Here is a 24,285-nt window from a genome sequence, read left to right as displayed (position 1 = left end):
TCAAATTTCCTCATTGCTTGGATCTGTTACTGACTGACCGGCATGGCCAGGCGCAGGGCCTTCACCTCGTCGGCCTCGTCGTGAAGCAGTTCGCCGGAGACGGCGCCGTCACGCATCACTAGGATGCGATCCGCCACCCCCAGCACCTCGGGCAGTTCGCTGGAGACCATCACCACGGCGACCCCGGACTTGGCCAGGTCGTAGATGACGTTGTAGATCTCGTTCTTGGCCCCCACGTCGATGCCGCGGGTGGGCTCGTCCAGCAGGATCACGTTCATCTGCTCGGACAACCAGCGACCCAGGATGGCCTTCTGCTGGTTACCGCCGGAGAGGTTGGCGATGGTCTGCTGGGGTGAGGGGGTCTTGACCCGCATGTCCCGGATGCGCAGCAGGGCGTTCTCGTCCTCCCAGCGGCGGTTGATGATGAAGCCGCCAAACGACTTGTGCCGCCGGGCGCTGATGTTGATGTTGTCCTGCACCGAGTGGCCGGGGATGATGCCCAAGGCCTTGCGATCTTCGGTACAGAGCATGACGCCGCTGTTGATGGCGTCGATGGGCGAGCGGATCGGCGTGACTTCGCCACACACCCGGACCTCGCCGCCCGTCATGCGCTCGGCGCCGAAGATCACCTTCATCAGCTCGCTGCGGCCGGCACCCACCAGGCCGAAGATGCCCAGTATTTCGCCCCGCTTCACCGCGAAGCTCACCGGAGCCCGCATGCCGGGCCCCTGAAGCCCCAGCACCGCCAGCCCTTCGCCACCGTGGGCCCGCGGGCTGTAGTCATAGATGTCGTTCAGCTCCCGACCCACCATGGTCTTCACCAGCAGTTCATGATCCACCTGGCTCATGTCGTCGAAGGTGCGGACGAACTGGCCGTCCTTGAACACGGTAATGGCGTCACACAGGGCGAAGATTTCGTCCATGCGGTGGGAGACGTAGAGGATCACCCGGCCTTCGTCCCGCAACTGGCGGATGACCCGAAACAGCTGCTCTATCTCCCGGGCCGACAGGCTGGAGGTGGGTTCGTCGAAGGCGATGATCCGCGCTTCCCGGGAGAGGGCCTTGGCGATTTCCACCATCTGCCACTGTCCCAGGGAGAGGTATTTGAGGGGGGTTTCCGGGGCAATGTCCATGCCCAGCCGCGCTAGCTGACGGGCGGCATCCTGATACAGCGTCTCCTTGTCGATGAAGCCGTGCCGGGTAGGCAGCTGTCCCAGGTAGATGTTCTCCGCCACCGTCATCTCGGGCACCAGGTGCAACTCCTGATAGATGATGGCGATGCCGTGATCCAGAGCATCACTGGTGCTGTCGAAGACCAACTCCTGGCCATTGATGCGCAGGGCACCCTCGGTGGGAGGCTGGAAGCCGCTCAGGATCTTCAGCAGGGTGGATTTGCCGGCACCGTTTTCCCCCATCAGGGCGTGAACCGTGCCTTGTTGGCAACCAAAGCTGATGTGTTGCAGCGCCTTGACGCCAGGGAAGCTCTTGCTGATGTCGCAGAACTCCAGGTAGGGGGCTGACTGACTCATGGATCTGTTCTCCAAAGGGGGCGGTCACCCGCCCCGTGATCTAGGTTGGGACTTAGAGCCCTTTCTTCTGCAGCTCGACCTTGAAGTTGTCCCGGGTGATGAGCACCACGTCGGTCACCTCGGTGAACATGGCCGGCTCGGCGCCATTCACCACCCAGTCATGCAGCATCTGGATGCTCTTGTAGCCGTGCACGTCCGGGCTGGGCAGCAGGGAGCCGTAGAAGCCGGTGGCCTTGGACTTGGAGAGTTCGTTCACCGCATCCACCCCATTGATGCCGATGCCGATGACGTTCTCGGCCTGGAAGCCCTGCCCCTCGGTGGCCCGCACGCCCCCCAGTACCGTGTTGTCGTTCATGCCCACCACCAGCCAGTTTTTCACCTCGGGGTGCTGTACCAGCATGGAGTTGGCTGCATCCAGGGCGCCGGGAATGTCATTGCTCTTGGTGGGCACCCGGTAGATCTGACCTTCCGGGAAGCCGGCGGCCTTCAGGGCACTGATGGCACCATCCACCCGGCGGCGGGCGGTATCCAGCTCATCGGCGGTGATGGCCAGCACGCCGGACTGGCTCGCGTCCCAACCCCGCTTGGTCATCTCCTTATACAGCTCCTCCCCTTGGCGCTCGCCGATCTTGGTAGCGGCCATCATCACCAGGGGCACGGTATCCATGGGCTTGCCCTTGGCATTGACGAACTGGTCATCCACCGTCACCACCTTCAGATCCAGGCTCTTGGCCTTGGCGACGATGGCCGGGCCAAGCTTGGGATCCGGGGTACAGATGACGAAGCCCTTGGCGCCGTTGGCCGCCAGGGAGTCGATGGCGTTGAGGGTCTTCTCACCATCGGGCACCGCAATCTTGATCACCTCGAAGTTCATGTCCTGGCCCGCCTTGTCGGCAAACGCCCACTCGGTCTGGAACCAGGGTTCCTCCGGCTGCTTCACCAAAAAGCCCAATTTCAACTTCTCGGCAGAAAAAGCAGTATTTGCTATACCAAACGCCAGCGCTGCCGTTATCAGATTTTTAACCATTTTTTTCATTTCGTCGTCTCCAGCTGTTCTCTCAATGTGCAAGAAGTGAGCTTCAATCTGACCTGCTCGCCACGTCGAACGTTGGTCAAGTCACTTTTGCACGCTAAAACACATGGTTACACCGTTTTCCTTGCGGACGGCATAATTTGTATACGGTTTCAAAGGCGGGAGTCGCGAGGTTGATCACAGGTTAAATTTGTAATCAATTTATCCATGTATTCAGCCATTTTGGTCATATCTCGATTTTTGCGCTGGGCCAGGCTTCCAACCACAAAGCAGAATAATCCATATCTTTAGCAGCCAAGCACTCACCGAAAACGGCAGGTTTCTCCTAATGTCCAGTCAACATTTCCATACGGCTCAATGAGGAGAACCCCATGTCCGCACCCATAGTGCTCGGCCTGGATTTTGGCAGCGACTCGGTTCGCGCCTTGGCGGTGCGCTGCAGCGACGGCAGCGAGCTGGCCAGCCAGGTGGCCTATTACCCCCGCTGGCAGCAGGGCAAGTATTGCGACCCGCAACACAACCGCTTCCGTCACCATCCCCAGGACTACATCGACGCCATGACGTCGGCCATCCGCCAGACCCTGGCCCTGCTGTCCGCCGATCAGGTGGCCCAGGTGCGCGGCATAGGGGTGGACACCACGGGATCCACCCCGGCCCCCATCGATGCCGACGGTAATGTGCTGGCCCTGCGGGAGGAGTTCGCCCACAACCCCAACGCCATGTTCGTGCTGTGGAAGGATCACACCGCCATCGAGGAGGCCGAGGCCATCACGGCCCTGTGCCACGGCGGTCGCTTCCCCGACTACAGCCGCTTCATCGGCGGCACCTACTCCTCCGAATGGTGGTGGGCCAAGATACTGCACGTCAGCCGCGAGGACGCCGCGGTGCGCCAGGCCGCCTGCAACTGGGTGGAGCTGTGTGACTGGGTCCCGGCCCTGCTCTCCGGCACCCAGGCCCCCGCCACCCTCAAGCGCAGCCGCTGCGCCGCCGGCCACAAGGCCCTCTGGCACCCCGCCTGGGGCGGCCTGCCCAGCGCCGACTTCCTCAACGCCCTGGATCCCCTGCTGACCCAGGAGCTGGATTACCCCCTGTTCCAGGACAGCCAGACGGCGGATCTGGCGGTGGGCAGACTCACCGCCGAGTGGGCCGACCGGCTGGGACTGCCGGTGGGCATCACCATCGCCGGTGGCGCCTTCGACTGCCACATGGGCGCCGTGGGTGCCGGGGCCGCCCCCAACACCCTGGTGAAGGTCATCGGCACTTCCACCTGCGACATCCTGATCGCCGACCCGGCGACCATCGGTGAGCGGGCCATCAGCGGCATCTGCGGTCAGGTGGACGGCAGCGTGGTGCCGGGCATGGTGGGGCTGGAGGCCGGTCAATCCGCCTTCGGTGACATCTATGCCTGGTATCAACGGCTGCTGGCCTGGCCCCTGGATCACCTGGGGGAGCAGTTCCCCGAGCTCAAGACCGCCCTGGAGCAGCAGAAACAGCAGCTGCTGCCGGCCCTCACCGAGGCCTGGGCCAAGCAGCGCCAGCTGGCTGAGCTGCCGGTGGTGCTGGACTGGTTCAACGGCCGCCGCACCCCCCATGCCAATCAGCGCCTCAAGGGCACCATCGCGGGCCTGAACCTGGGCACGGACGCACCGGATCTGTTCGGTGCCCTCATCGCCTCCACCGCCTATGGCGCCCGCATCATCATGGAGTGCATGACCAGCCAGCAGGTGGAGGTCAACCAGGTGGTGGCCCTGGGCGGCATCGCCCGCAAGTCCCCCACCGTGATGCAGGTGTGTGCCGACGTGATGAACCGCCCCATCCAGGTGGTGGCCTCGGATCAGTGCTGCGCCCTGGGGGCCGCCCTATTTGCCGCGGTAGCCGCCGACCTCTACCCCAGCATCGCCGCCGCCCAGGCCCGCATGGCCAGCCCCATAGAGCGCACCTATGAGCCGGAGCCGGCCACCGCCGCCCAGTTCGAACTGCGCTATCAGGAGTACCTGCGCTGGGCCCACCGCACCGAGCCCCTCTACAACGCCGGAGGCCATCATGACGCTTAACCACCTCAAGCAGGCCGTGCTGGAGGCCAACCTGGATCTGCCGCGCCATGGTCTGGTGACCTTCACCTGGGGCAATGTCAGCGGCATAGACAAGGAGCAGGGCCTGGTGGTGATCAAGCCCAGCGGCGTCAGCTACGACAAGATGCGCGTCAGCGATCTGGTGGTGCTGGATCTGCAGGGCAACCGGGTGGAGGGCGAGTTGCGTCCCTCCTCCGACACCCCCACCCACCTGGCGCTCTACCGCCGCTTCCCGGAGCTGGGTGGCATAGTGCACACCCACTCCACCCACGCCACCGCCTGGGCCCAGGCCCGCCGCGCCATTCCGCTGCTGGGCACCACCCAGGCGGACTACTTTCACGGCGCCGTGCCCTGCAGCCGGCTGTTGACCCCGGCGGAGGTGGAAGCCGATTACGAGGGCCATACCGGCACCGTCATCATCGAAACCCTGGGGGATGTCCCCCCCCTCACCCTGCCCGGCACCCTGGTGGCCAACCACGGCCCCTTCAGCTGGGGCAAGGATGCCCACGAGGCGGTGCACAACGCCGTGGTGCTGGAGGAGGTGGCCCGCATGGCCTGGATCACCCTGAGCCTGGATCCCCAGGCCCAGCCCTTACCCGATTACATGCTGGAGAAACACTACCAGCGCAAACATGGCAAGCATGCCTACTACGGCCAGCCGGCCTGATTAATGACGAGGACAAGACGATGGAATTGATGAAAGCCCTGGAAGTGTGGTTCGTGGTAGGCAGCCAGCACCTGTACGGTGCCGAGACCCTGCGGCAGGTGGCGGATCACGCCCACCACATCACCCAGTCCCTGAACCAGGAAGCCGGCCTGCCGCTGAAGGTGGTGCTTAAGCCCACCGGCACCACCCATGACGAGATCAGCGCCCTGGCCCGGGACGCCAACCACGACACCAGCTGTGCCGGCGTCATGGTGTGGATGCACACCTTCTCCCCGGCCAAGATGTGGATCCCGGCTCTGAGCCAGCTCAACAAGCCACTGCTGCAGTTCCACACCCAGTACAACCGCGACCTGCCCTGGAGCGACATCGACATGGACTTCATGAACCTGAACCAGACCGCCCACGGCGGCCGGGAGTTCGGCTTCATGGCATCCCGCCTGGGGGTTCCCCGCAGCGTGGTGGTGGGCCACTGGCAGGACAGTGCCGCCCACGCCAAGATCGGCCGCTGGATGCGCATCGCCGCCGCCATCGCCGACAGCCGTCAGATGAAGGTGGCCCGCTTTGGCGACAACATGCGCAACGTGGCGGTGACCGAAGGGGACAAGGTGGAAGCCCAGATCCGTTTCGGCTATCAGGTGAACTACCACCCGGTGGGGGATCTGGTGCAGGTGATCAACGCCGTGCCCCAGGGTGACGTCAATGCCCTGCTGGACGAGTACGAGCACATCTACACCCTGACCGAGGCGGTGCAGGTGGGCGGCGCCCAGCGGGAGTTTCTGGTGGAAGCCGCCCGTCAGGAGCTGGGCATGAAGCGCTTCCTGCAGGACGGTGGCTTCGGCGCCTTCACCACCACCTTCGAGGATCTCTACGGCCTGCACCAACTGCCAGGGCTGGCCAGTCAGCGCCTGATGGCCCAGGGCTTTGGCTTCGGTGCCGAAGGGGACTGGAAGACCGCCGCCCTGCTGCGCACCATCAAGGTGATGGGCGATGGCCTGCCCGGCGGCACCTCCTTCATGGAGGACTACACCTACCACCTGGAGCCGGGCAACAAGCTGGTGCTGGGGGCCCACATGCTGGAAGTCTGCCCCAGCATCGCCGCCGCCAAGCCGGTGCTGGATGCCCAGTACCTGGGCATCGGCAAGAAGGCCTACCCGGCCCGCCTGCTGTTCAATGCCCCGGCGGGCCAGGCGGTCAACGCCAGCCTGATCGACCTGGGCAACCGCTTCCGCCTGGTGGTCAACGATCTGGAGGTGGTGGATCTGCCCCAGTCCCTGCCCAAGCTGCCGGTGGCCTGCGCCCTGTGGAAGCCGATGCCGGATCTGGAAGTGGGGGCCGAGGCCTGGATCCGTGCCGGCGCCGCCCACCACGCCGTCTTCTCCCAGGCGGTGGATGCCGAGACCCTGCGCAGCTGGGCCGAGCTGATGGGCATAGAATTCCTCCACATCCACGCCGGCACCAGCATTCCCGAGCTGAGCCAGCAAATCCGCCTGAACGACGTCTACTACAAGTTCAATTGATCCCCTCTTCTCCCCGGCTTAGGCCGGGGACTCTTTTGCACAAGGAGTCACTGTGAGCAGCTTACTGGAACAACTGAGCGCGCTGACCACGGTCGTGGCGGACACGGGCGAGCTGCCCGCCATCCGCCGCTTCCAACCCCAGGACGCCACCACCAACCCCTCCCTGATCCTCAAGGCCGTCAGCCTGCCGGACTACGCCCCCCTGCTGGAGCGCACCCTGGCCCAGCTGGACGGTGCCGGCAGCCCGCAGCAACAGGCCGCCGAGGCCGCCGATCGGCTCATCGTGGCCATCGGCTGCGAAATCAGCCAAGTGATCCCCGGCCGCATCTCCACCGAGGTGGACGCCCGCCTCTCCTTCGACCGGGAGGCCACCCTGGCGAAGGCCCGCAAGCTCATCGCCCTGTACCAGCAGGCCGGTGTGCCCCGCAACCGGGTACTCATCAAGATTGCCGCCACCTGGGAGGGTATCCAGGCCGCCCGCCAGCTGGAGCAAGAGGGCATCAACTGCAACCTCACCCTGCTGTTCAGCTTCGCCCAGGCCCGGGCCTGCGCCGAGGCCGGGGGGTTTCTCATCTCCCCCTTCGTCGGTCGCATCCTCGACTGGTACAAGGCCAAGACAGGCCAGAGCTACCCCATCGACGAAGATCCCGGCGTGGCCTCGGTGCGCGCCATCTACCGCTACTACAAGGAACATGGCTACGACACAGTGGTGATGGGCGCCAGCTTCCGCAGCGCCGAACAGGTGCTGGCCCTGGCGGGCTGCGACCGCCTGACCATCAGCCCGGCCCTGCTTGAGACCCTGAGCGCCGAACAGGGCGAGCTGCAGGCCAAGCTGACTGCGGATCTGCCCCTGCAACCCCGCCCGGCACCGCTGGACGAGGCCGCCTTCCGCTGGCAGCACAACCAGGACGCCATGGCCACCGAGAAGCTGGCCGAGGGGATCCGGCTGTTCGCCCAGGATCAGGAGAAGTTCGAAGCCCTGTTGCTGGCCCGCCTGGGTCAGGAGGTGACCGCATGAACCAGACACAACTGGCCCACGCCCTGCGCTTTTTGGCCATGGACGCCGTGCAGGCCGCCAACTCGGGCCACCCCGGCGCTCCCATGGGCATGGCGGACATGGCCCAGGTGCTGTGGCGGCAGTTTCTGCGCCACAACCCCGCCGATCCCACCTGGCTCAACCGGGACCGCTTCGTGCTTTCCAACGGCCACGGCTCCATGCTGCTCTACGCCCTGCTGCACCTGACGGGCTATGACCTGCCGCTGGAGCAGCTCAAGCGCTTCCGCCAGCTGCATTCCAAGACCGCCGGCCACCCGGAGTTCGGCCTGACCCCCGGGGTGGAGACCACCACGGGCCCCTTGGGACAGGGCATCGCCAATGCCGTGGGCATGGCCCTGGCGGAGAAGATGCTGGCGGCCCAGTTCAACCGCCCCAATCATGACATCGTCGACCACCACACCTATGTATTCATGGGGGACGGCTGCCTGATGGAGGGCATCTCCCATGAGGTCTGTGCCCTGGCGGGCACCTGGCGGCTGGGCAAGCTCATCGCCTTTTGGGATGACAACGGCATCTCCATCGACGGCCACGTGGACGGCTGGTTCAACGAAGACGTGGCCGCCCGCTTCGCCGCCTACGGCTGGCAGGTGATCCCGGCCATCGATGGCCATGATCCGGACGCCCTGGCGGCCGCCATTGCCGAAGCCCAGGCCGATGTGGATCACCCCAGCCTCATCTGCTGCCGCACCACCATCGGCTTCGGCTCCCCCAACAAGGCCGGCAGCCACGACTGCCACGGCGCGCCCCTGGGCCAGGACGAGATTGCCCGGGTGCGTGAGCGGCTCGGCTGGCCCCATGCCCCCTTCGCGATCCCGGATGCGTGCTACCAAGCCTGGGATGCCAAGGCCAAAGGCCAGGCGGCTCAGGCCCAGTGGCAGGCTCAGTTTGCCGCCTATCAGGGCGCCTACCCCGAGCTGGCCGCCGAGCTGCTGCGCCGCCAGGCCGGCACCTTGCCGGAGCGCTGGTCCGCCACCGTGGCCGATTACCTGCAGACCCTGCAGGCCAATCCCAAGGATCTGGCCAGCCGCCAGGCCAGCCTCAACTGCCTGAACCAGTTCGCCCCCCTGCTGCCGGAGCTGCTGGGCGGCTCGGCGGATCTGGCCCCCTCCAACCTCACCTGTCACGCCCAGGCCAAGGACTTCAGCGCCGATACCCCGACCGGCAACTACCTGCACTACGGCGTGCGGGAGTTCGGCATGTCCGCCATCATGAACGGTCTGGCACTGCACGGCGGCTTCATCCCCTACGGCGGCACCTTCCTGATGTTCATGGAATATGCCCGCAATGCGGTGCGCATGGCGGCCCTGATGCAGCAGCGGGTGATCTTCGTCTACACCCATGACTCTATCGGGCTGGGGGAAGACGGCCCGACCCACCAGCCGGTGGAGCAGCTGGCGGCCCTGCGGGTCACCCCCAATCTGGATACCTGGCGCCCCTGCGATCAGGTGGAGAGTGCGGTGGCCTGGCAGGCGGCCATAGAGCGGACCGACGGTCCCTCGGCGCTGATCTTTTCCCGCCAGGCCCTGCCCCAGCAGGCCAGAGACGCCAGCCAGCTGGCGGACGTGGCCAAGGGCGGCTATGTGCTGCAAGGCTGTGAGGGGACGCCGGAGCTGTTGCTGCTGGCCACGGGCTCGGAGGTGGGCCTGGCCATGGCGGCGGCCAAGGTGCTGGCTGAGGAGGGGCGCCGGGTACAGGTGGTCTCACTACCCTGTACCCGCCGCTTCGATGCCCAGCCGGCAGACTACCGCGAGCGGGTGCTGCCCAGGGCGGTACGGGCCCGGCTGGCCATCGAGGCCAGCCAGGCGGACTACTGGCAGCGCTACACGGGACTGGATGGGGAGGTGATCGGCATGCACGGCTTCGGCGAGTCCGCCCCCGCCGGTGAGCTGTTCAGCCTGTTCGGCTTCACCCTGGATAATGTGCTGGAGCGCACCCGCGCCCTGCTCTCCAGCCAATGATTCCTGCCTGGCCTTTGCCAAGACCCACCTGCCGGTGGGTCTTTTTTTAACGGCCGCCGCTGCTCAGCGTGTTGGACTGGGCACTCAAGGTGGTGCTGCCATAGCGCTGACCGCCGCTATAGCTGCCGCCACTGTAGACACCGTCCGCCAGGGTGCCGCTATCGCTGCCCCCCAGGTAGGCACTGAGGGTCTGGCCCTGGGCCAGATCCGGCGAGCTGAACAGCACAGACTGATAGCCCTGCCAGGGCGCCACGCTCAGCAGGTTGTTGCCATCGCCATCCTCCAGGTGAAACAGCCGGGAGGCACTCTGGCTGGACGACAACTGCACCAGCAAGGAGACCTGTTCTGAGTCCTCCTCCGGCGCCGTCAGCATGTTGTTGCTGGCCCCCGTGGCGATCAGGGTGCCACCGTTGACCCAGATCCCCAGATCCGCATCCAGTGCCAGATCCTCGCCGCTGGCCGGCCCATAGACGATGACGGTGCCGCCGTTGATGACGATGCCGCCGTTGGCATCCAGGCCGTCGCCGCTGGCCTGCACCAGCAGATAACCATCGTTGATGGTGAGCAGGCGTTCACTGTCACTGCGGCTGCTGTCATCGGCGGCGGAGACATTGACCCCGTCATCCGAGGCCACCACCGACTGCTGACCGCCGTTGAGGGTGATCACCTCCCCCTCGATCCCCTCCACCGAGCGGCTGATGGCCAGGATGCCGTCGTCGATCTCCACATTGAGATCCCCGTGCACCCCATCATCCCCGGCGGCGATGGACAGCTCGCCACCCTTGAGCACGATAGTGTCGTTGCAGTTGAGGCCATCCTCGGCCACATCCAGGGTCACGGAGGCATCCCCCGCCACATAGATGAGGCCGTCGGCCTTGAGCCCCTTGGCCGAGTCATCGTCGCTGATGCTGGCGTAACTGCCGCCGGCGGTGGTGATGTTGAGGGTGCCACCGTAGATCTCCAGCTGGGTCTCGGCCTGGATGCCATCCGCCTGGGCATCCACGATCAGGGTACCGTCCTCGATGGCCACATAGCCCAGGGCGCTGTCCTCGTCCTCGTCGGACTTGAGGCCATCCCCGCTGGCGGTGATCTGCAGGGTGCCGTCCTGCACTATGAGGTAATCCTTGCCGCGGATACCGTCGTCCACCGCATCCACCTGGATGTCGCCGCCGGCGATGATGAGGCCGTCCTTGCTGGTGATGCCGTCGGCGTAGTTGGCGCTGACGCTGAGGCTACCGGTGCCGGCGATGGAGAGATCATCGGCGCTGTAGAGGGCGGCATTGAGATCCTCATCCTCCCGCTCACTGCCGTCCGTCAGGCGGTTATCGCTGCCGTCCGCCAGCCAGATCACCGTCTTGTCAGCCCCCGCCACATAGAGGGCCGGGCCGGTGGAATCTGTGATGTCCACCCCGTCCAGCACCAGGCGCACCAGGCCGCTGCTGTCGACGATCAGCTGACCGTCATCCAGGCTGCCGCTGACCCGGTAGGTGCCGGCGGCCTGGATGGTCACAGTGCTGCCCGAGATGGTGACGCCGCTGCTGGCACTGGTGGTGGCGCTGTCGCCCGAGAGGGTGATGGTGAGCTCGTCGGTGGCATCCCAGCTGTAGTCGCTGGCCAGGCCGTGCTCGGCATTATCCAGCAGGCTGTAACTCACCGACGAGGACTCATCGGACTCGTCACTGCTGTCATCGGTACTGCTGTCATCAGTACTGCCGCTATCATCGCTGCTGCTGTCGTCACTGCTGTCCTGGCTCTGCTCATCGTCCTGGACGCTGCTGCTGGTCGTCAACTCGCCCCCGCCACAGCCATGGAGCAGCAGCAGGCAGGCCAGCAACCCTATTGTCAGAAGTGGCTTCATGAACGGACCTCCTGTCACGGTTTGCCGTACCATACCCAAGTCAATGGTCAGCACCATGCCCATTTACACGGCTTAACCCGCAAGCCGGAGACAGATCATTGTTCTGCTGACCGGGGCCGGCCTGGGCATGGTGAAATAATCGGCACATCCCGGCTGCACTCTGCTATGATGCGCCCCCTCGCGATCCTCGCGCCTGTCTTCCCCACAAAGAGTCGCCACGTGAACAACACCGAATTCGCCCAGCTTGGGCTCTCCCCCGCCCTGCTGGATAACCTGGCGAGCCTGGGTTATCAGCAGATGACCCCCATCCAGGCCCAGAGCCTGCCCCAGGTGCTGGCCGGCCGGGATCTCATCGCCAAGGCCAAGACCGGCAGCGGCAAGACCGCCGCCTTCGGGCTGGGGCTGCTGTCGCGCCTGGACGTCGGCCAGCTGCAGGTGCAATCCTTGATCCTCTGCCCGACCCGGGAGCTGGCCGATCAGGTGGCCCAGGCCATCCGCCAGCTGGCCCGCGGCCTGGCCAACGTCAAGCTGGTCACCCTGTGCGGCGGCACCCCCACGGCGCCCCAGACGGCGACCCTGGGCTTCGGCGCCCATATCGTGGTGGGCACCCCGGGCCGGGTACTCAAGCACCTGGAGCAGGGCAGCCTGAGCCTGAAGGCCCTGAATACCCTGGTGCTGGACGAGGCGGATCGCATGCTGGACATGGGCTTCGGCGAGGATATCGGTCGGGTGATCCGCCAGGCGCCGCCCCAGCGCCAGACCCTGCTGTTCTCCGCCACCTATCCCGACGGCATCGCCCAGCTCAGTCGCGGCATTCAGCGGGATCCGGTGAGCGTCACCGTGGAGGCATTGCACCAGGCCGGCGCCATCGACCAGCAGTTGTTCGAGGTGGCACCGGGCCAACGGCTGTCCGCCCTTACCCGGTTGCTCAGCCACTACCAGCCGGCCTCCTGCGTGGTGTTCTGCAACACCAAGCGGGCCTGTGGCGAGGTAGCCGATCACCTGGCGGCCCAGGGCTTCAGCGCCCTGGCGCTCAACGGCGATCTGGAGCAGCGGGAGCGGGATCAGGTGCTGGTGCGCTTCGCCAACGGCTCCACCGCCATACTGGTGGCCACCGATGTGGCGGCCCGCGGCCTGGACATCAAGGAGCTGGAGGCGGTGATCAACTATGAGCTGCCCCAGGATCCCGAGATCCACATTCACCGCATCGGCCGCACCGGGCGAGCCGGCCAGTCCGGCCTGGCCCTGAGCCTGTACCAGGCCAACGAGGCCCTGCGGGTCAACCTCATCGAGGAGTACCAGCAGGCACCGCTGCCGGTGCGCGAGCTAACGGAACTGACCCAAGAGCTCAAGCCACGGGAACCGGTCATGGTGACCCTCTCCATCGCCGCCGGGCGCAAGAGCAAGGTGCGGGCCGGCGACATACTGGGGGCCCTGACCGGTAACGAGGGTCTGACGGGCGACCAGGTGGGCAAGATACAGATCACCGAGCAGTTCTCCTACGTGGCGGTGGCACGGGCGGTGGCCAAGCAGGCCCTGCAGCGGCTGCAGGACGGCAAGATCAAGGGCCGCAGCTACCGTGTACGCCGCCTGGCCTAAGCCATGACGACTCACCGCCACCACAGCGAAACCATCGACTGCAGCAACTGCGAGGCCTGCTGCTGTCGCCTGGAAGTGATGCTGCTCACCGACACCGGGGTGCCGCCGCGCTTCATCCGCGAGGTGCCGGGTCAGGTGGCCGTGATGCGCCGGGAGGATGATGGCTGGTGCGCGGCCCTGGATCGCAACAGCCTGCGCTGCAGCATCTACGCGCAGCGGCCGCTCATCTGCCGGGAGTTCGCCATGGGCGGTGAGGAGTGTCTGGAGGAGCGGGCCGAGGGGTTGATCGCCCGTCAGCCCTGCTAGCCGCCAGGCTTAAGCCAAGGACCGAAAAGAAAAAACCCCGCAGCTTGGCGGGGTTTTTTATGGCAGGCAGAGCCTTAGCGCGGCAGGACCGTGCTGCCCATCAGGAACTGATCCACTTCCCGGGCGCACTGACGGCCTTCGCGGATGGCCCAGACCACCAGGGACTGACCGCGGCGCATGTCACCGGCGGCAAACACCTTGGGCACAGAGGTGGCATAGCAGCCGGCGCCGTCTGTGGTGGCCTTGATGTTGCCACGCGGGTCCTTCTCCACGCCGAAGCTGTCCAGCACCTTGGCCAGGGGCTGGGTAAAGCCCATGGCCAGGAACACCAGATCGGCCTTCAGCTCGAACTCGGAACCGGGGATCTCGGTGAGCTTGCCGTCCTTGAACTCCACCTTCACCAGCTTGAGGGCGGTGAGCTTGCCGTTCTCGCCGATAAACTCCTTGGTGGAGACGGCGAATTCCCGCACACAACCTTCCTCGTGGGAGCTGGAGGTGCGCAGCTTGAGCGGCCAGTAGGGCCAGGTCATGGGCTTGTCTTCTTCCACCGGCGGCTTGGGCATCACTTCCAGCTGGGTCACGGACAGGGCGCCGTGGCGGTTGGAGGTCCCCACGCAGTCGGAGCCGGTGTCACCACCGCCGATCACCACCACATGCTTGCCCTGGGCGTTGATGCCATTGGCACCATCACCGGCCACCGCCTTGTTCTGCGGGATCAGGAACTCCAGGGCGAAGTGAATACCGGAGAATTCACGGCCCGGCACCGGCAGATCCCGCGGGGTCTCGGAGCCACCGGCCAGGATGACGGCGTCGAACTGGGCCTCCAGCTCGGCGGGGGTCACCACGGTGGTGGCATCGTTGGTCACGCCCTTGGGCAGATCCTGGTCGGAGGAGACCAGGGTATTGACCTTGAAGGTGACCCCTTCGGCTTCCATCTGGGCCATGCGGCGGTCGATGACGGACTTGTCCAGCTTGAAGTCGGGGATGCCGTAACGCAGCAGACCACCCACCCGGCCGTTCTTCTCGAACACGGTCACGGCGTGACCGGCACGGGCCAGCTGCTGGGCAGCCGCCAGACCGGCAGGACCTGACCCCACCACGGCCACCTGCTTGCCGCTCTTGACGGCGGCCGGCAGCGGCTTGACCCAGCCATGCTCCCAGGCGCGGTCTATGATGGCGCGCTCTATGCTCTTGATGCCCACGGGGGCGGCATTGATGCCCAGGGTACAGGCCGACTCACAGGGGGCCGGACAGATCCGGCCCGTGAACTCGGGGAAGTTGTTGGTGGAGTGCAGCACCCGGATGGCCTGCTCCCAGTTACCGCGGTACACCAGGTCGTTCCAGTCAGGAATGACGTTGTTCACCGGGCAACCGTTGTTGCAGAAGGGGATGCCGCAGTCCATGCAGCGGGCCCCTTGTTGCTTGGCCTCATCCAGCGTCAGGGTCGGGACGAACTCGCCAAAGTGTCTGACGCGTTCCTCAACCGGTGCGTAGGTCTCCTTGACACGCTCAAACTCGAGAAAACCGGTCGGCTTACCCATTACGCAATCTCCTTCTGCTCTTGTTGCTTGGCCGCCAGCTCCTTGAGCGCACGGCGATACTCGTTCGGATAGACCTTGACGAACTTGCCACGGTAGCTGTCCCAATCGGCCAGGATGGCCTTGGCCCGCGGGCTGCCGGTGTATTCGGCATGCTTGGCGATCAGGGACTTCAGCAGATCCTCGTCCTTCTCGGCCAGGTGGTTGGGCTCATCGCTCGGCTGTTCGGCGGCCGGCAGCACCCGCTCCAGGGTCACCTGGGCGGTGTTGCACAGCTCGCTGAACTGATCCTGCTCGTCCAGCACGTAGGCGAGACCACCGGACATACCGGCGGCGAAGTTACGGCCGGTCTGACCCAGCACCACGACGGTGCCGCCGGTCATGTATTCACAACCGTGGTCGCCCACCCCTTCCACCACGGCGGTACCGCCGGAGTTACGGACGCAGAAGCGCTCGCCACCCACACCGCTGAAGTAGGCCTCACCCCCGGTGGCACCGTACATGACGGTGTTGCCGCAGATGATGTTCTGGGACGGTTCGCCGGCAAAGTTGGCATTCGGCCGAATGATGATGCGGCCACCGGAGAGGCCCTTGCCCACGTAGTCGTTGCCTTCGCCCTGCAGATCCAGGGTGATGCCCTTGGCCAGGAAGGCGGCGAAGCTCTGACCGGCGGTGCCCTTGAGGCTCACGTGGATGCTGTCATCCGGCAGGCCGGCGTAGCCGTAACGCTTGGCCACCTGACCGGAGAGCATGGTGCCCGCGGTACGGTTGATGTTCTTGATGGGCAGCTCGAAGGCCACCTTCTCGCCCCGCTCCAGGGCCGGCATGGCCAGCTCGATCATCTTGTTGTCCAGGGCCTTGTGCAGGGCATGGTCCTGCAGCTCGGTGTGCAGACGGCCCACGGAGGCGTCCACCGCCGGCTGGAAGAAGATCTTGGAGAAGTCCAGGCCCTTGGCCTTCCAGTGTTCGACACCGGCACGCTTGTCCAGCAGATCGGCTCGGCCGATCAGCTCATCAAACTTGCGGATGCCCAGCTTGGCCATGATCTCCCGCACCTCTTCGGCCACGAAGAAGAAGTAGTTGACCACGTGGTCCGGCTGACCGGTGAAGCGCGCGCGCAGCTCCGGATCCTGGGTGGCTACGCCCACCGGACAGGTGTTCAGGTGGCACTTACGCATCATGATGCAGCCTTCCACCACCAGGGGGGCGGTGGCGAAGCCGAACTCGTCGGCCCCCAGCAGGGCGCCGATGACCACGTCGCGGCCGGTCTTCATCTGACCATCCACCTGGACGCGGATGCGGCTGCGCAGTTGGTTCAGCACCAGGGTCTGCTGGGTCTCGGCCAGGCCCAGTTCCCAGGCGGTACCGGCATGCTTGATGGAGGAGAGCGGGGAGGCCCCGGTACCGCCATCGTGACCGGCGATCACCACGTGATCCGCCTTGGCCTTGGACACCCCGGCGGCTACGGTACCCACACCCACCTCAGACACCAGCTTCACGGAGATGGAGGCGGCCGGGTTGACGTTCTTCAGATCGTGGATCAGCTGGGCCAAGTCCTCGATGGAGTAGATGTCGTGGTGCGGCGGCGGAGAGATGAGGCCCACACCCGGCACTGAGTGACGCAGGTAGCCGATGTACTCGGACACCTTGTGGCCGGGCAGCTGACCGCCCTCACCGGGCTTGGCGCCCTGGGCCATCTTGATCTGGATCTGGTCGGCGTTCACCAGGTATTCCGCGGTGACACCGAAGCGGCCGGAGGCCACCTGCTTGATGGCGGAGCGCAGGCTGTCGCCGGCTTGCAGCTCCAGATCCCGGGCTATGTTGGCCTTGCCGATGACCTCGGACAGCAGGGTCGGCTGGCTCACCGGAATGAAGCGCTTGGCGTCTTCGCCGCCTTCACCGGTATTGGACTTGCCGCCGATGCGGTTCATGGCCACCGCCAGGGTGGTGTGGGCCTCGGTGGAGATGGAGCCCATGGACATGGCGCCGGTGGCAAACCGCTTGACGATCTCCTTGGCCGACTCAACTTCGTCCAGGGGCACGGGCTCGGCGGCAAACTTGAACTCGAACAGGCCACGCAGAGTCAGATGACGCTTGGTTTGGTCATTGATGATCTGGGCGTATTCCTTGTAGTTCTCGTACTTGTTGCCACGGGTGGCGTGTTGCAGCTTGGCGATGGCGTCCGGGGTCCACATGTGGTCTTCGCCACGGATGCGGAAGGCGTAGTCGCCGCCGGCATCCAGCATCTCGGCCAGCACGGGATCCGCGCTGAAGGCCTCCTGGTGCAGGCGGATGGCTTCCTCGGCCACCTCGAACAGGCCGATCCCTTCCACGTTGGAGGGGGTGCCGCTGAAGTACTTCTCCACGAAGGCCTTCTGCAGACCCACGGCTTCGAAGATCTGGGCGCCGGTGTAGGACATGTAGGTGGAGATACCCATCTTGGACATGACCTTGCACAGGCCCTTGCCCACCGCCTTGGTGAAGTTCTTGATGTACTTGTCGGCCTTCTCGGTGTCGCCGGCAGCCATCTGGCGCAGGGTTTCCACCGCCAGCCAGGGGTGCACGGCTTCGGCGCCGTAGCCACCCAGCAGGGCGAAGTGGTGCACCTCACGGGCGGAGCCGGTTTCCACCACCAGACCTGTGCTGGTACGCAGACCGCGCTTCACCAGACGCAGGTGCACGGCGGAGGTGGCCAGCAGGGCCGGGATGGCCAGGGTCTCGGGATCCACGTTGCGGTCGGAGATGATGAGGATGTTGGCGCCGTGGCGCACCGCATCTTCCGCCTCGGCACACAGGGAGGCCAGACGGGCTTCTATGCCCTCCTTGCCCCAGGCCACCGGATAGGTGATGTCCAGCTCGTGGGAGCGGAACTTGTGGCCGGTGAACTGCTCTATGTTGCGGATCTTCTCCATCTGCTTGGCACCCAGCACGGGCTGGCTGACTTCCAAACGGATGGGCGGATTGATGTCGGCATTGTTCAGCAGGTTCGGCTTGGGCCCGATGAAGGAGACCAGGGACATCACCAGCTCTTCCCGGATGGGGTCGATGGGCGGGTTGGTCACCTGGGCAAACAGCTGTCGGAAGTAGTTGTACAGCGGCTTGGACTTCTTGGACAGCACGGTCAGGGCCGCGTCGTTACCCATGGAGCCGATGGCTTCCTCGCCATTTTCGGCCATGGGGGTCATCAGCACCTTGGTGTCTTCCTGGGTGTAACCGAAGGCCTGTTGCAGCTCCAGCAGCTCGGCCTTGTGCTCCACCGGCTGATATTCGGCTTCGATCTCGTCCAGCTTGATGCGGATCTTCTCGATCCACTCGGCATAGGGCTTGGCGTGGGCCAGGGAGTCCTTCAACTCCTTGTCATCTATGATGCGACCCTGTTCCATGTCGATGAGGAACATCTTGCCCGGTTGCAGGCGCCACTTCTGGGCGATGCGAGCGTCTTCGATGGGCAGCACGCCGGACTCGGAGGCCATGACCACCAGATCATCCTTGGTGACCAGGTAGCGGGCCGGGCGCAGGCCGTTACGGTCCAGGGTGGCACCGATCTGGCGACCATCGGTAAAGGCCACGGCGGCCGGACCGTCCCAGGGCTCCATCATGGCGGCATGGTATTCGTAGAAGGCGCGACGCTTCTCGTCCATCAGGGTGTGCTTTTCCCAGGCTTCCGGGATCATCATCATCACCGCATGGGCCAGGGAGTAGCCCCCCATCACCATCAGCTCCAGTGCGTTGTCGAAGGAGGCGGAGTCAGACTGCCCCGGATAGATCAGCGGCCACACCTTCTCCAGATCGGCACCCAGTACCGGGGAGCTGATGGCCCGCTCACGGGCACGCATCCAGTTGACGTTGCCGCGCACCGTGTTGATTTCGCCGTTGTGGGCGATCATGCGGAACGGATGAGACAGATCCCAGGTGGGGAAGGTATTGGTGGAGAAGCGCTGGTGCACCAGGGCCAGTGCGGAGACGCAGCGGCCATCGGCCAGATCGTTGTAGTAGACCCCCACCTGGTCGGCCAGCAACAGGCCCTTATAGTTGACGGTGCGAGCGGAGAACGACGGCACGTAGAACTCGCCACCGTGCTTGAGCTTGAGGGCACGGATGGCGTGAGAGGCGCGCTTGCGGATGATATACAGCTTGCGCTCCAGGGCGTCGGTCACCAGCACATCCGGACCACGACCAACGAAGATCTGGCGGATCACCGGCTCCTTGGCCCGCACCACCGGGGACATGGGCATGTCGGCATTGACCGGCACATCCCGCCAGCCCAGCACCACCTGACCTTCGGCACGGACCACGCGCTCGAATTCTTCTTCGCAGGCCATGCGGGAGGCGGTTTCACGGGGCAGGAACAGCATGCCGACGCCGTATTCACCGTAGGGCGGCAGCGCCACACCCTGCTTGGCCATCTCGGCGCGATAGAGTTCATCCGGAATCTGGATCAGAATGCCGGCGCCGTCCCCTTGCAGAGGATCGGCACCCACGGCACCCCGGTGATCCAGGTTTTTCAGGATCAACAATCCTTGTTCAACGATACTGTGGCTCTTCTGCCCTTTCATGTGGGCGATGAAGCCTACACCACAGGCGTCGTGTTCGTTAGCAGGGTCGTAAAGCCCCTGGCGCTCGGGTACCGCCGATTCCATCACGCTTGATTCCTCTCAATCTGTACTCGGGTCCATCCGCAGAGGGCAAAAAAAGCTGGCGGGGCCAGCTTCGGCAATCACTCTGAGGGTTTGTAACTGGCGAATATACTGTGATTCCCGCCCCAATTCAAGGCAGGCAACCCTACCGTCTCAACGAGGAAAATGTGATATTTTCCCTTATATATCATGCAATTATATAAAGATGGTCAAATTGGTGCATCCCGCCCCCTCATGGCGCATCACCACACTGGACCGCTGATCATTAACAAACTATCTAACATTTTTGGCAACAATAGATGAAACGTTTGCGATAACGCCAAAAAACAGAGCAAATGACGGAGAAGACCCAAAAGAAAAAATATGCATTATTTTTAGATTATTACCACACCTCAGCAGATAGCTCTCACGGAAAAGTTAAATGCGGAATAAAACAGAGGTTTACGCTCGCCTTTTCCGGCTGGGTCGCGACATGTGTCTGTAGTCGACGGCCACCCCAACCAAGCCCTTTTGAATCCCATGGTCAGCATCACTGCATTCCCCGCGCTGGGGCTTAGAGTCCCCCTGGCAGCAATGCTATGATTGCGACCCTCGTTTCCTATATAGATGAAGAGATCCCTATGAGAGTCGGCATAATCGGCGCCATGGAGCAGGAAGTGACCCTGCTGCGCGAACAGATGAGCAACCTGGAAACCCTGCAACTGGCCGGTTGCGAATTCTATTCCGGCACCCTGGCGGGCCAGGACGTGGTGCTGACCCGCTCCGGCATCGGCAAGGTGGCGGCGGCGGTGGCCACCACCTTGCTGCTGGAACGCTTCGCCCCCGACTGCGTCATCAACACCGGCTCCGCCGGCGGCTTCGATCCCGAGCTGCACATCGGCGATGTGGTGATCTCCAGCGAGGTCCGCCATCACGACGTGGACGTCACCGCCTTCGGCTATGAGATGGGCCAGGTGCCGCGGCTGCCCGCCGCCTTCGTCTGCGACGCCGGCCTCATCGCGGTGGCGCAACAGGCGGTGGCCGATCTGGCCGACGGCATCCAGTGCAAGCTGGGGCTGGTGTGTACCGGCGATCAGTTCATGTGCGATCCGGCCCGGATCGCCAAGGCCCGGGCCGACTTCCCGCAGATGGCCGCGGTGGAGATGGAAGGCGCCGCCATCGCCCAGGTCTGTCACCAGTTTGCCGTGCCCTTCGTGGTGACCCGCTCCCTGTCCGACATCGCCGGCAAGGAATCGCCTGAATCCTTCGATGCCTACCTGGAGACCGCCTCCCGCCACTCCTCCGCCATGGTGCTGGCCATGCTCAAACGGCTGGCCGCATGAACGAGAGCCTGTTCTGGGAAGCCCTGGAGCAACCCTTAAGCCTGTTGCTGCTGGCCATGCTGCTGGAATGGTGGCTGCCCATCCCGGTAAGCTGGCGCCCATCGGCCCTGGAGCCCTGGCTGGCGCGTCTGGCCCGCAAGGTCAACCCCAAGGGGCGGGCCGCGGCCCAGCAGCAGATCGCCGGCCTGCTGACCCCCCTGGTGATACTGCTGCCGGCCCTGCTGGCCTACTGGTCCCTGAGCAACCTGGCGGTGTATGAACCGGCGCTGGAGCTGCTGGTGCTGGTGTGGCTGCTGGAGTCCCGTCCCATCAAGGGGGAGCAGCTGGCGCTGACCCAGTTGCTCAAGGCCGGCAAGCTCTCCATGGCCCGGCTGCAGCTGGGCCGCTGGTGTCAGCGAGAAACCAGCAACCTCAGCCAGATGGGTGCCTGCAAGGCCGCCGCCGAGATGGTGGCCCTGCGCCTGCTGGGCCAATGGTTTGGCGTGGCCATCTGGTATCTGCTGCTGGGCCTGCCCGGTGCCCTGGCGTTTCGCCTGCTGCAGCTGATGAGCCAGGCCTTCAGCCCCAAGCGGCCGCAGAACCGCCTGTTTGGCGAATTCAGCGCCCGTCTCTACCGCGTCCTGCTGAGTGTGCCCGGCGTGCTGCTGGCCTGGTGGCAGCTGCTGTTCCCCGGCGGCGGCGCGGCGGCCCAGGCCCTGTGGAAACAGGCGCGCCACTGGCCCGCCTTCGGCAGCGGTGCCCTGCTGGCGGCCCTGGGGGCCGGCCTCAACCTGCAGCTGGGCGGGCCGCGCTTCTACGCCGGCCAGAAGGTGCGCCACGCCCGGCTGGGCGGTCGGGGGGAACCGGGCCCGCAGGACATAGGCCGGTTGCGTCGCCGCCTGACCCTGGCGGCCTGGAGTCTAATCCTGTTGCTGGTGGGCTTTAACGCCCTCTATTTCTATGCGCATCACCGCAGCGCTTTTTAGCCTACTGCTCCTGCTGCCTGGCCTGCCGCTGCGGGCCGCGCCTGCGCGCATCGTCAGCCTGACCCCCCACCTCACCGAGCAGCTGTTTGCCATCGGTGCCGGTCCCCAGCTGGTGGCGGTGGATGAGGCCAGCGATTGGCCGGCCGAGGCCCGCCGGCTGCCCAAGGTGGCCAATTACCAGAGCATCAATCTGGAGCGCCTGCTGGCCCTCAAGCCGGATCTCGTGGTGCTGTGGGCCAGCGGCAGCGAACGCCTGGTTGCCCAGCTGCAGGCTCTGGGGATCCCGCTGTTGACGGTGCATTCCCAGCAGCTGACCGATCTGCCGGCCAACCTGCGGCAGCTGGGCCAGGCCACCGGCCATGCGGCCACCGCCGACCCCCTGGCCGAGCAGCTGGCCCAGCGGTTGGCCGCCTTGCGCCAACAATACCAGCGTAAGGCCCCGCTGCGGCTGCTGTTCCAGCTCTGGACCCCGCCCCTGACCACGGTGGCCAAGGGAAGCTGGATCCAGGAGGCCATCGAGGTCTGTGGCGGTGACAACCCCTTCGCCACCAGCCCGACCCCCTACCCGCAGATCAGCCAGGAGGCGGTGTTGCAGGCCGATCCCGCCCTGATCCTGACCCCCCAGGACCCGCAGCAACTCGCCATCTGGCAGGCGTGGCCCAACCTGGCGGCGGTGCGCCACGGCCAGCTGGTACACATCAACCCGGATCGGCTGCAGCGCCTGACCCCCAGGACCCTGGACGGCATCAGCGAGCTGTGCCAGGTGATCGACCGGGCCCGCCAGCCCGAATAGACCGGCGGCTATTTTTCTGCCGGCCTCTGGCACCGGGGCAACACAGCTCTTACAATCGCGCCACTTTGGTACTGGTACGACGCACCATGAACAACCTGATCGAACACCTGATCTACGGCCTGGATCTTTTCGGCACCGCCATCTTCGCCCTCTCCGGCGTGCTGATGGCCGGCCGTCTGCGAATGGACGCCATCGGCGTCATCGTACTGGCGGCGGTGACCGCCATCGGCGGCGGCACCATACGGGACCTGCTGATCGGCGCCCGTCCCTTCTGGATCCAGAACACCACCTACCTGTGGGTGATCCTGGGCACCGCCGGCCTGGGCATGTTGTTGACCCGGCTGCCCAAACGCCTGCCCTGGTACACCCTGCCCCTGGCGGACGCCCTGGGGCTGGCCCTGTTTGTGGTGATCGGCGCCCAGAAGGCCCTGAGCTTTGGCACCTCCAGCATGGTGGCGGTGGTGATGGGGGTCATCACAGGGGTGGCCGGTGGCATGATCCGGGATGTGCTGGCCCGAGAGGTGCCGCTGGTGTTGCAAAAGGAGATCTACGCCACCGCCTGCATCGTCGGCGGCATCCTCTACACCGGCAGTCTGACCCTGGGACTGGGCACGGTACCGGCCATGCTGATCTCCATGGGTGGCCTGCTGGCGTTGCGCATCACCGCCATCTTCCGCCATCTCTCCTTGCCCAGCTTTAGCCTCTAGTCACACCCCAAGCCCCCGCCGGTTGCAGGGAGGGGACAAAGTTGTCACCCTCTTGGCAAATTCGACGGGAGAACCCCATGCCCTATCAGCGCCTGCTTCAGCACGCCTCGCCCGCCTCGGACAGGATTCAGCCCCCGCCCCGTCGCCGCCCGCTGCCCACGCCCCCCGGACAACCGTCCCTCCTCGCCCAGGCCCTGTACTATGCCCACCATCAGGGCTGGCGCCTGCGCCGGCTGGGTCAGCCCCTGTCCACGTCCCAGCGTCAGCTGGCCCGTCAGATGGGAGTGCGTTACCCGGAGCGGGTCCGCCTGCTGTGGAGTCAGCACCTGCCCAGGGCCTATCCCCTGCCCCTGCGCCGCACCCTGGCCAGGCAGGGTCTGGCCCCCGAGCTGTTGTGGGGCTTCACCCTGGGTTACGGCATAGTGCTGCAACCCGATGCCTGGGGGGATCCCGCCATCCTGGCCCACGAACTGGTGCACGTGGCCCAGTACGAGCGACTGGGGCCGAAGACCTTTACCCGCCGCTATCTCCAGGCCCTGTTGCAGCATGGCTATGGCCAGCATCCGCTGGAGCAGGAGGCCGAGGCGCTGGCGCGCCGCCTCTGTCATCGTTTGGACCCTGCGCCTTCATCTTTTTGTAATTAAATTACAGAATCAACCCCCAATCAGCGCCATTAAGAAACCATTTTCAGATAATTAGGGTAATTTAGTTTCATTTTTTTGTTGCA

The 24,285-nt window shown here is 64.9% G+C and carries 17 protein-coding genes; 12 read left to right on the top strand and 5 right to left on the bottom strand.

What is annotated here, in order from left to right:
- Nucleotides 1–26: 26 nt before the first annotated feature.
- Nucleotides 27–1,529 (bottom strand): L-arabinose ABC transporter ATP-binding protein AraG, encoded by a 1,503-nt coding sequence (araG, locus tag ABHF91_RS04865; RefSeq protein WP_409422341.1) that lies wholly within the window; start codon nt 1,527–1,529, stop codon nt 27–29.
- A 52-nt stretch (nt 1,530–1,581) separates the two neighbouring features.
- Nucleotides 1,582–2,565 carry an arabinose ABC transporter substrate-binding protein gene (locus ABHF91_RS04860; RefSeq protein ID WP_409422340.1) on the bottom strand — a complete coding sequence of 328 codons (984 nt, stop codon included), beginning with the start codon at nt 2,563–2,565 and terminating at the stop codon, nt 1,582–1,584.
- Between the two features lie 368 nt (nt 2,566–2,933).
- Between ABHF91_RS04860 and ABHF91_RS04855 the strand changes: the two genes are divergently transcribed.
- The 5 genes from ABHF91_RS04855 to tkt are packed head-to-tail and all read left to right on the top strand — an operon-like array spanning nt 2,934 to nt 9,833.
- Nucleotides 2,934–4,616 carry a ribulokinase gene (locus ABHF91_RS04855; RefSeq protein ID WP_409422339.1) on the top strand — a complete coding sequence of 561 codons (1,683 nt, stop codon included), beginning with the start codon at nt 2,934–2,936 and terminating at the stop codon, nt 4,614–4,616.
- Nucleotides 4,606–5,301, top strand: coding sequence for an L-ribulose-5-phosphate 4-epimerase (locus ABHF91_RS04850; RefSeq protein WP_409422338.1), 696 nt, complete (start codon nt 4,606–4,608; stop codon nt 5,299–5,301). Before ABHF91_RS04855 ends, ABHF91_RS04850 begins: the two co-directional genes overlap by 11 nt.
- Before the next feature lie 20 nt (nt 5,302–5,321).
- Nucleotides 5,322–6,818 (top strand): L-arabinose isomerase, encoded by a 1,497-nt coding sequence (gene araA / locus ABHF91_RS04845; protein ID WP_409422337.1) that lies wholly within the window; start codon nt 5,322–5,324, stop codon nt 6,816–6,818.
- A 52-nt stretch (nt 6,819–6,870) separates the two neighbouring features.
- Nucleotides 6,871–7,836, top strand: coding sequence for a transaldolase (tal, locus tag ABHF91_RS04840; RefSeq protein WP_409422336.1), 966 nt, complete (start codon nt 6,871–6,873; stop codon nt 7,834–7,836).
- Nucleotides 7,833–9,833, top strand: a complete 2,001-nt coding sequence (tkt, locus tag ABHF91_RS04835; protein WP_409422335.1) for a transketolase — start codon at nt 7,833–7,835, stop codon at nt 9,831–9,833. Before tal ends, tkt begins: the two co-directional genes overlap by 4 nt.
- Nucleotides 9,834–9,879: 46 nt before the next feature.
- On the opposite strand, the gene ABHF91_RS04830 is transcribed toward tkt, so the two are convergent.
- Nucleotides 9,880–11,691: a carbohydrate-binding domain-containing protein gene (locus tag ABHF91_RS04830; RefSeq protein WP_409422334.1), complete on the bottom strand. Its 1,812-nt coding sequence runs from the start codon at nt 11,689–11,691 to the stop codon at nt 9,880–9,882.
- Nucleotides 11,692–11,910: 219 nt separating this feature from the next.
- Between ABHF91_RS04830 and dbpA the strand changes: the two genes are divergently transcribed.
- On the top strand, nt 11,911–13,290 hold the full coding sequence (gene dbpA, locus ABHF91_RS04825) for an ATP-dependent RNA helicase DbpA (RefSeq protein WP_409422333.1): 1,380 nt from the start codon (nt 11,911–11,913) through the stop codon (nt 13,288–13,290).
- 3 nt (nt 13,291–13,293) lie between these two features.
- The gene (locus ABHF91_RS04820; RefSeq protein ID WP_409422332.1) at nt 13,294–13,596 is read left to right on the top strand and encodes a YkgJ family cysteine cluster protein; all 303 of its coding nucleotides are present in this window, start codon (nt 13,294–13,296) and stop codon (nt 13,594–13,596) included.
- Nucleotides 13,597–13,670: 74 nt separating this feature from the next.
- Here the strand turns inward: ABHF91_RS04820 and ABHF91_RS04815 are convergent, their stop codons facing one another.
- A complete protein-coding gene (locus tag ABHF91_RS04815; RefSeq protein ID WP_409422331.1) occupies nt 13,671–15,137 on the bottom strand; it encodes a glutamate synthase subunit beta in 1,467 nt (488 codons plus the stop codon).
- Nucleotides 15,137–19,774 (bottom strand): glutamate synthase-related protein, encoded by a 4,638-nt coding sequence (locus tag ABHF91_RS04810; protein ID WP_409423081.1) that lies wholly within the window; start codon nt 19,772–19,774, stop codon nt 15,137–15,139. The genes ABHF91_RS04815 and ABHF91_RS04810 overlap by 1 nt, the downstream gene beginning before the upstream one ends.
- Nucleotides 19,775–20,391: 617 nt before the next feature.
- Here ABHF91_RS04810 and mtnN point away from each other — a divergent pair.
- From mtnN to ABHF91_RS04785, 5 genes are all read left to right on the top strand, one after another.
- Complete coding sequence (mtnN, locus tag ABHF91_RS04805; protein ID WP_409422330.1) at nt 20,392–21,093, top strand: 5'-methylthioadenosine/S-adenosylhomocysteine nucleosidase; 702 nt, start codon at nt 20,392–20,394, stop codon at nt 21,091–21,093.
- Nucleotides 21,090–22,058, top strand: coding sequence for a cobalamin biosynthesis protein (locus ABHF91_RS04800; protein ID WP_409422329.1), 969 nt, complete (start codon nt 21,090–21,092; stop codon nt 22,056–22,058). The genes mtnN and ABHF91_RS04800 overlap by 4 nt, the downstream gene beginning before the upstream one ends.
- Entirely contained in the window at nt 22,033–22,851 is an 819-nt protein-coding gene (locus ABHF91_RS04795) for a cobalamin-binding protein (protein WP_409422328.1), read from the top strand. Before ABHF91_RS04800 ends, ABHF91_RS04795 begins: the two co-directional genes overlap by 26 nt.
- Before the next feature lie 86 nt (nt 22,852–22,937).
- Complete coding sequence (locus ABHF91_RS04790) at nt 22,938–23,558, top strand: trimeric intracellular cation channel family protein (RefSeq protein ID WP_409422327.1); 621 nt, start codon at nt 22,938–22,940, stop codon at nt 23,556–23,558.
- A gap of 77 nt (nt 23,559–23,635) precedes the next feature.
- Nucleotides 23,636–24,202 carry a DUF4157 domain-containing protein gene (locus ABHF91_RS04785; RefSeq protein WP_409422326.1) on the top strand — a complete coding sequence of 189 codons (567 nt, stop codon included), beginning with the start codon at nt 23,636–23,638 and terminating at the stop codon, nt 24,200–24,202.
- Nucleotides 24,203–24,285 lie beyond the last annotated feature (83 nt).

It is taken from the genome of Pseudaeromonas aegiceratis (genome assembly GCF_046254905.1).
Classification (GTDB): Bacteria; Pseudomonadota; Gammaproteobacteria; order Enterobacterales; family Aeromonadaceae; genus Pseudaeromonas; species Pseudaeromonas aegiceratis.
This window is presented reverse-complemented; position numbering and strand designations above follow the sequence as displayed.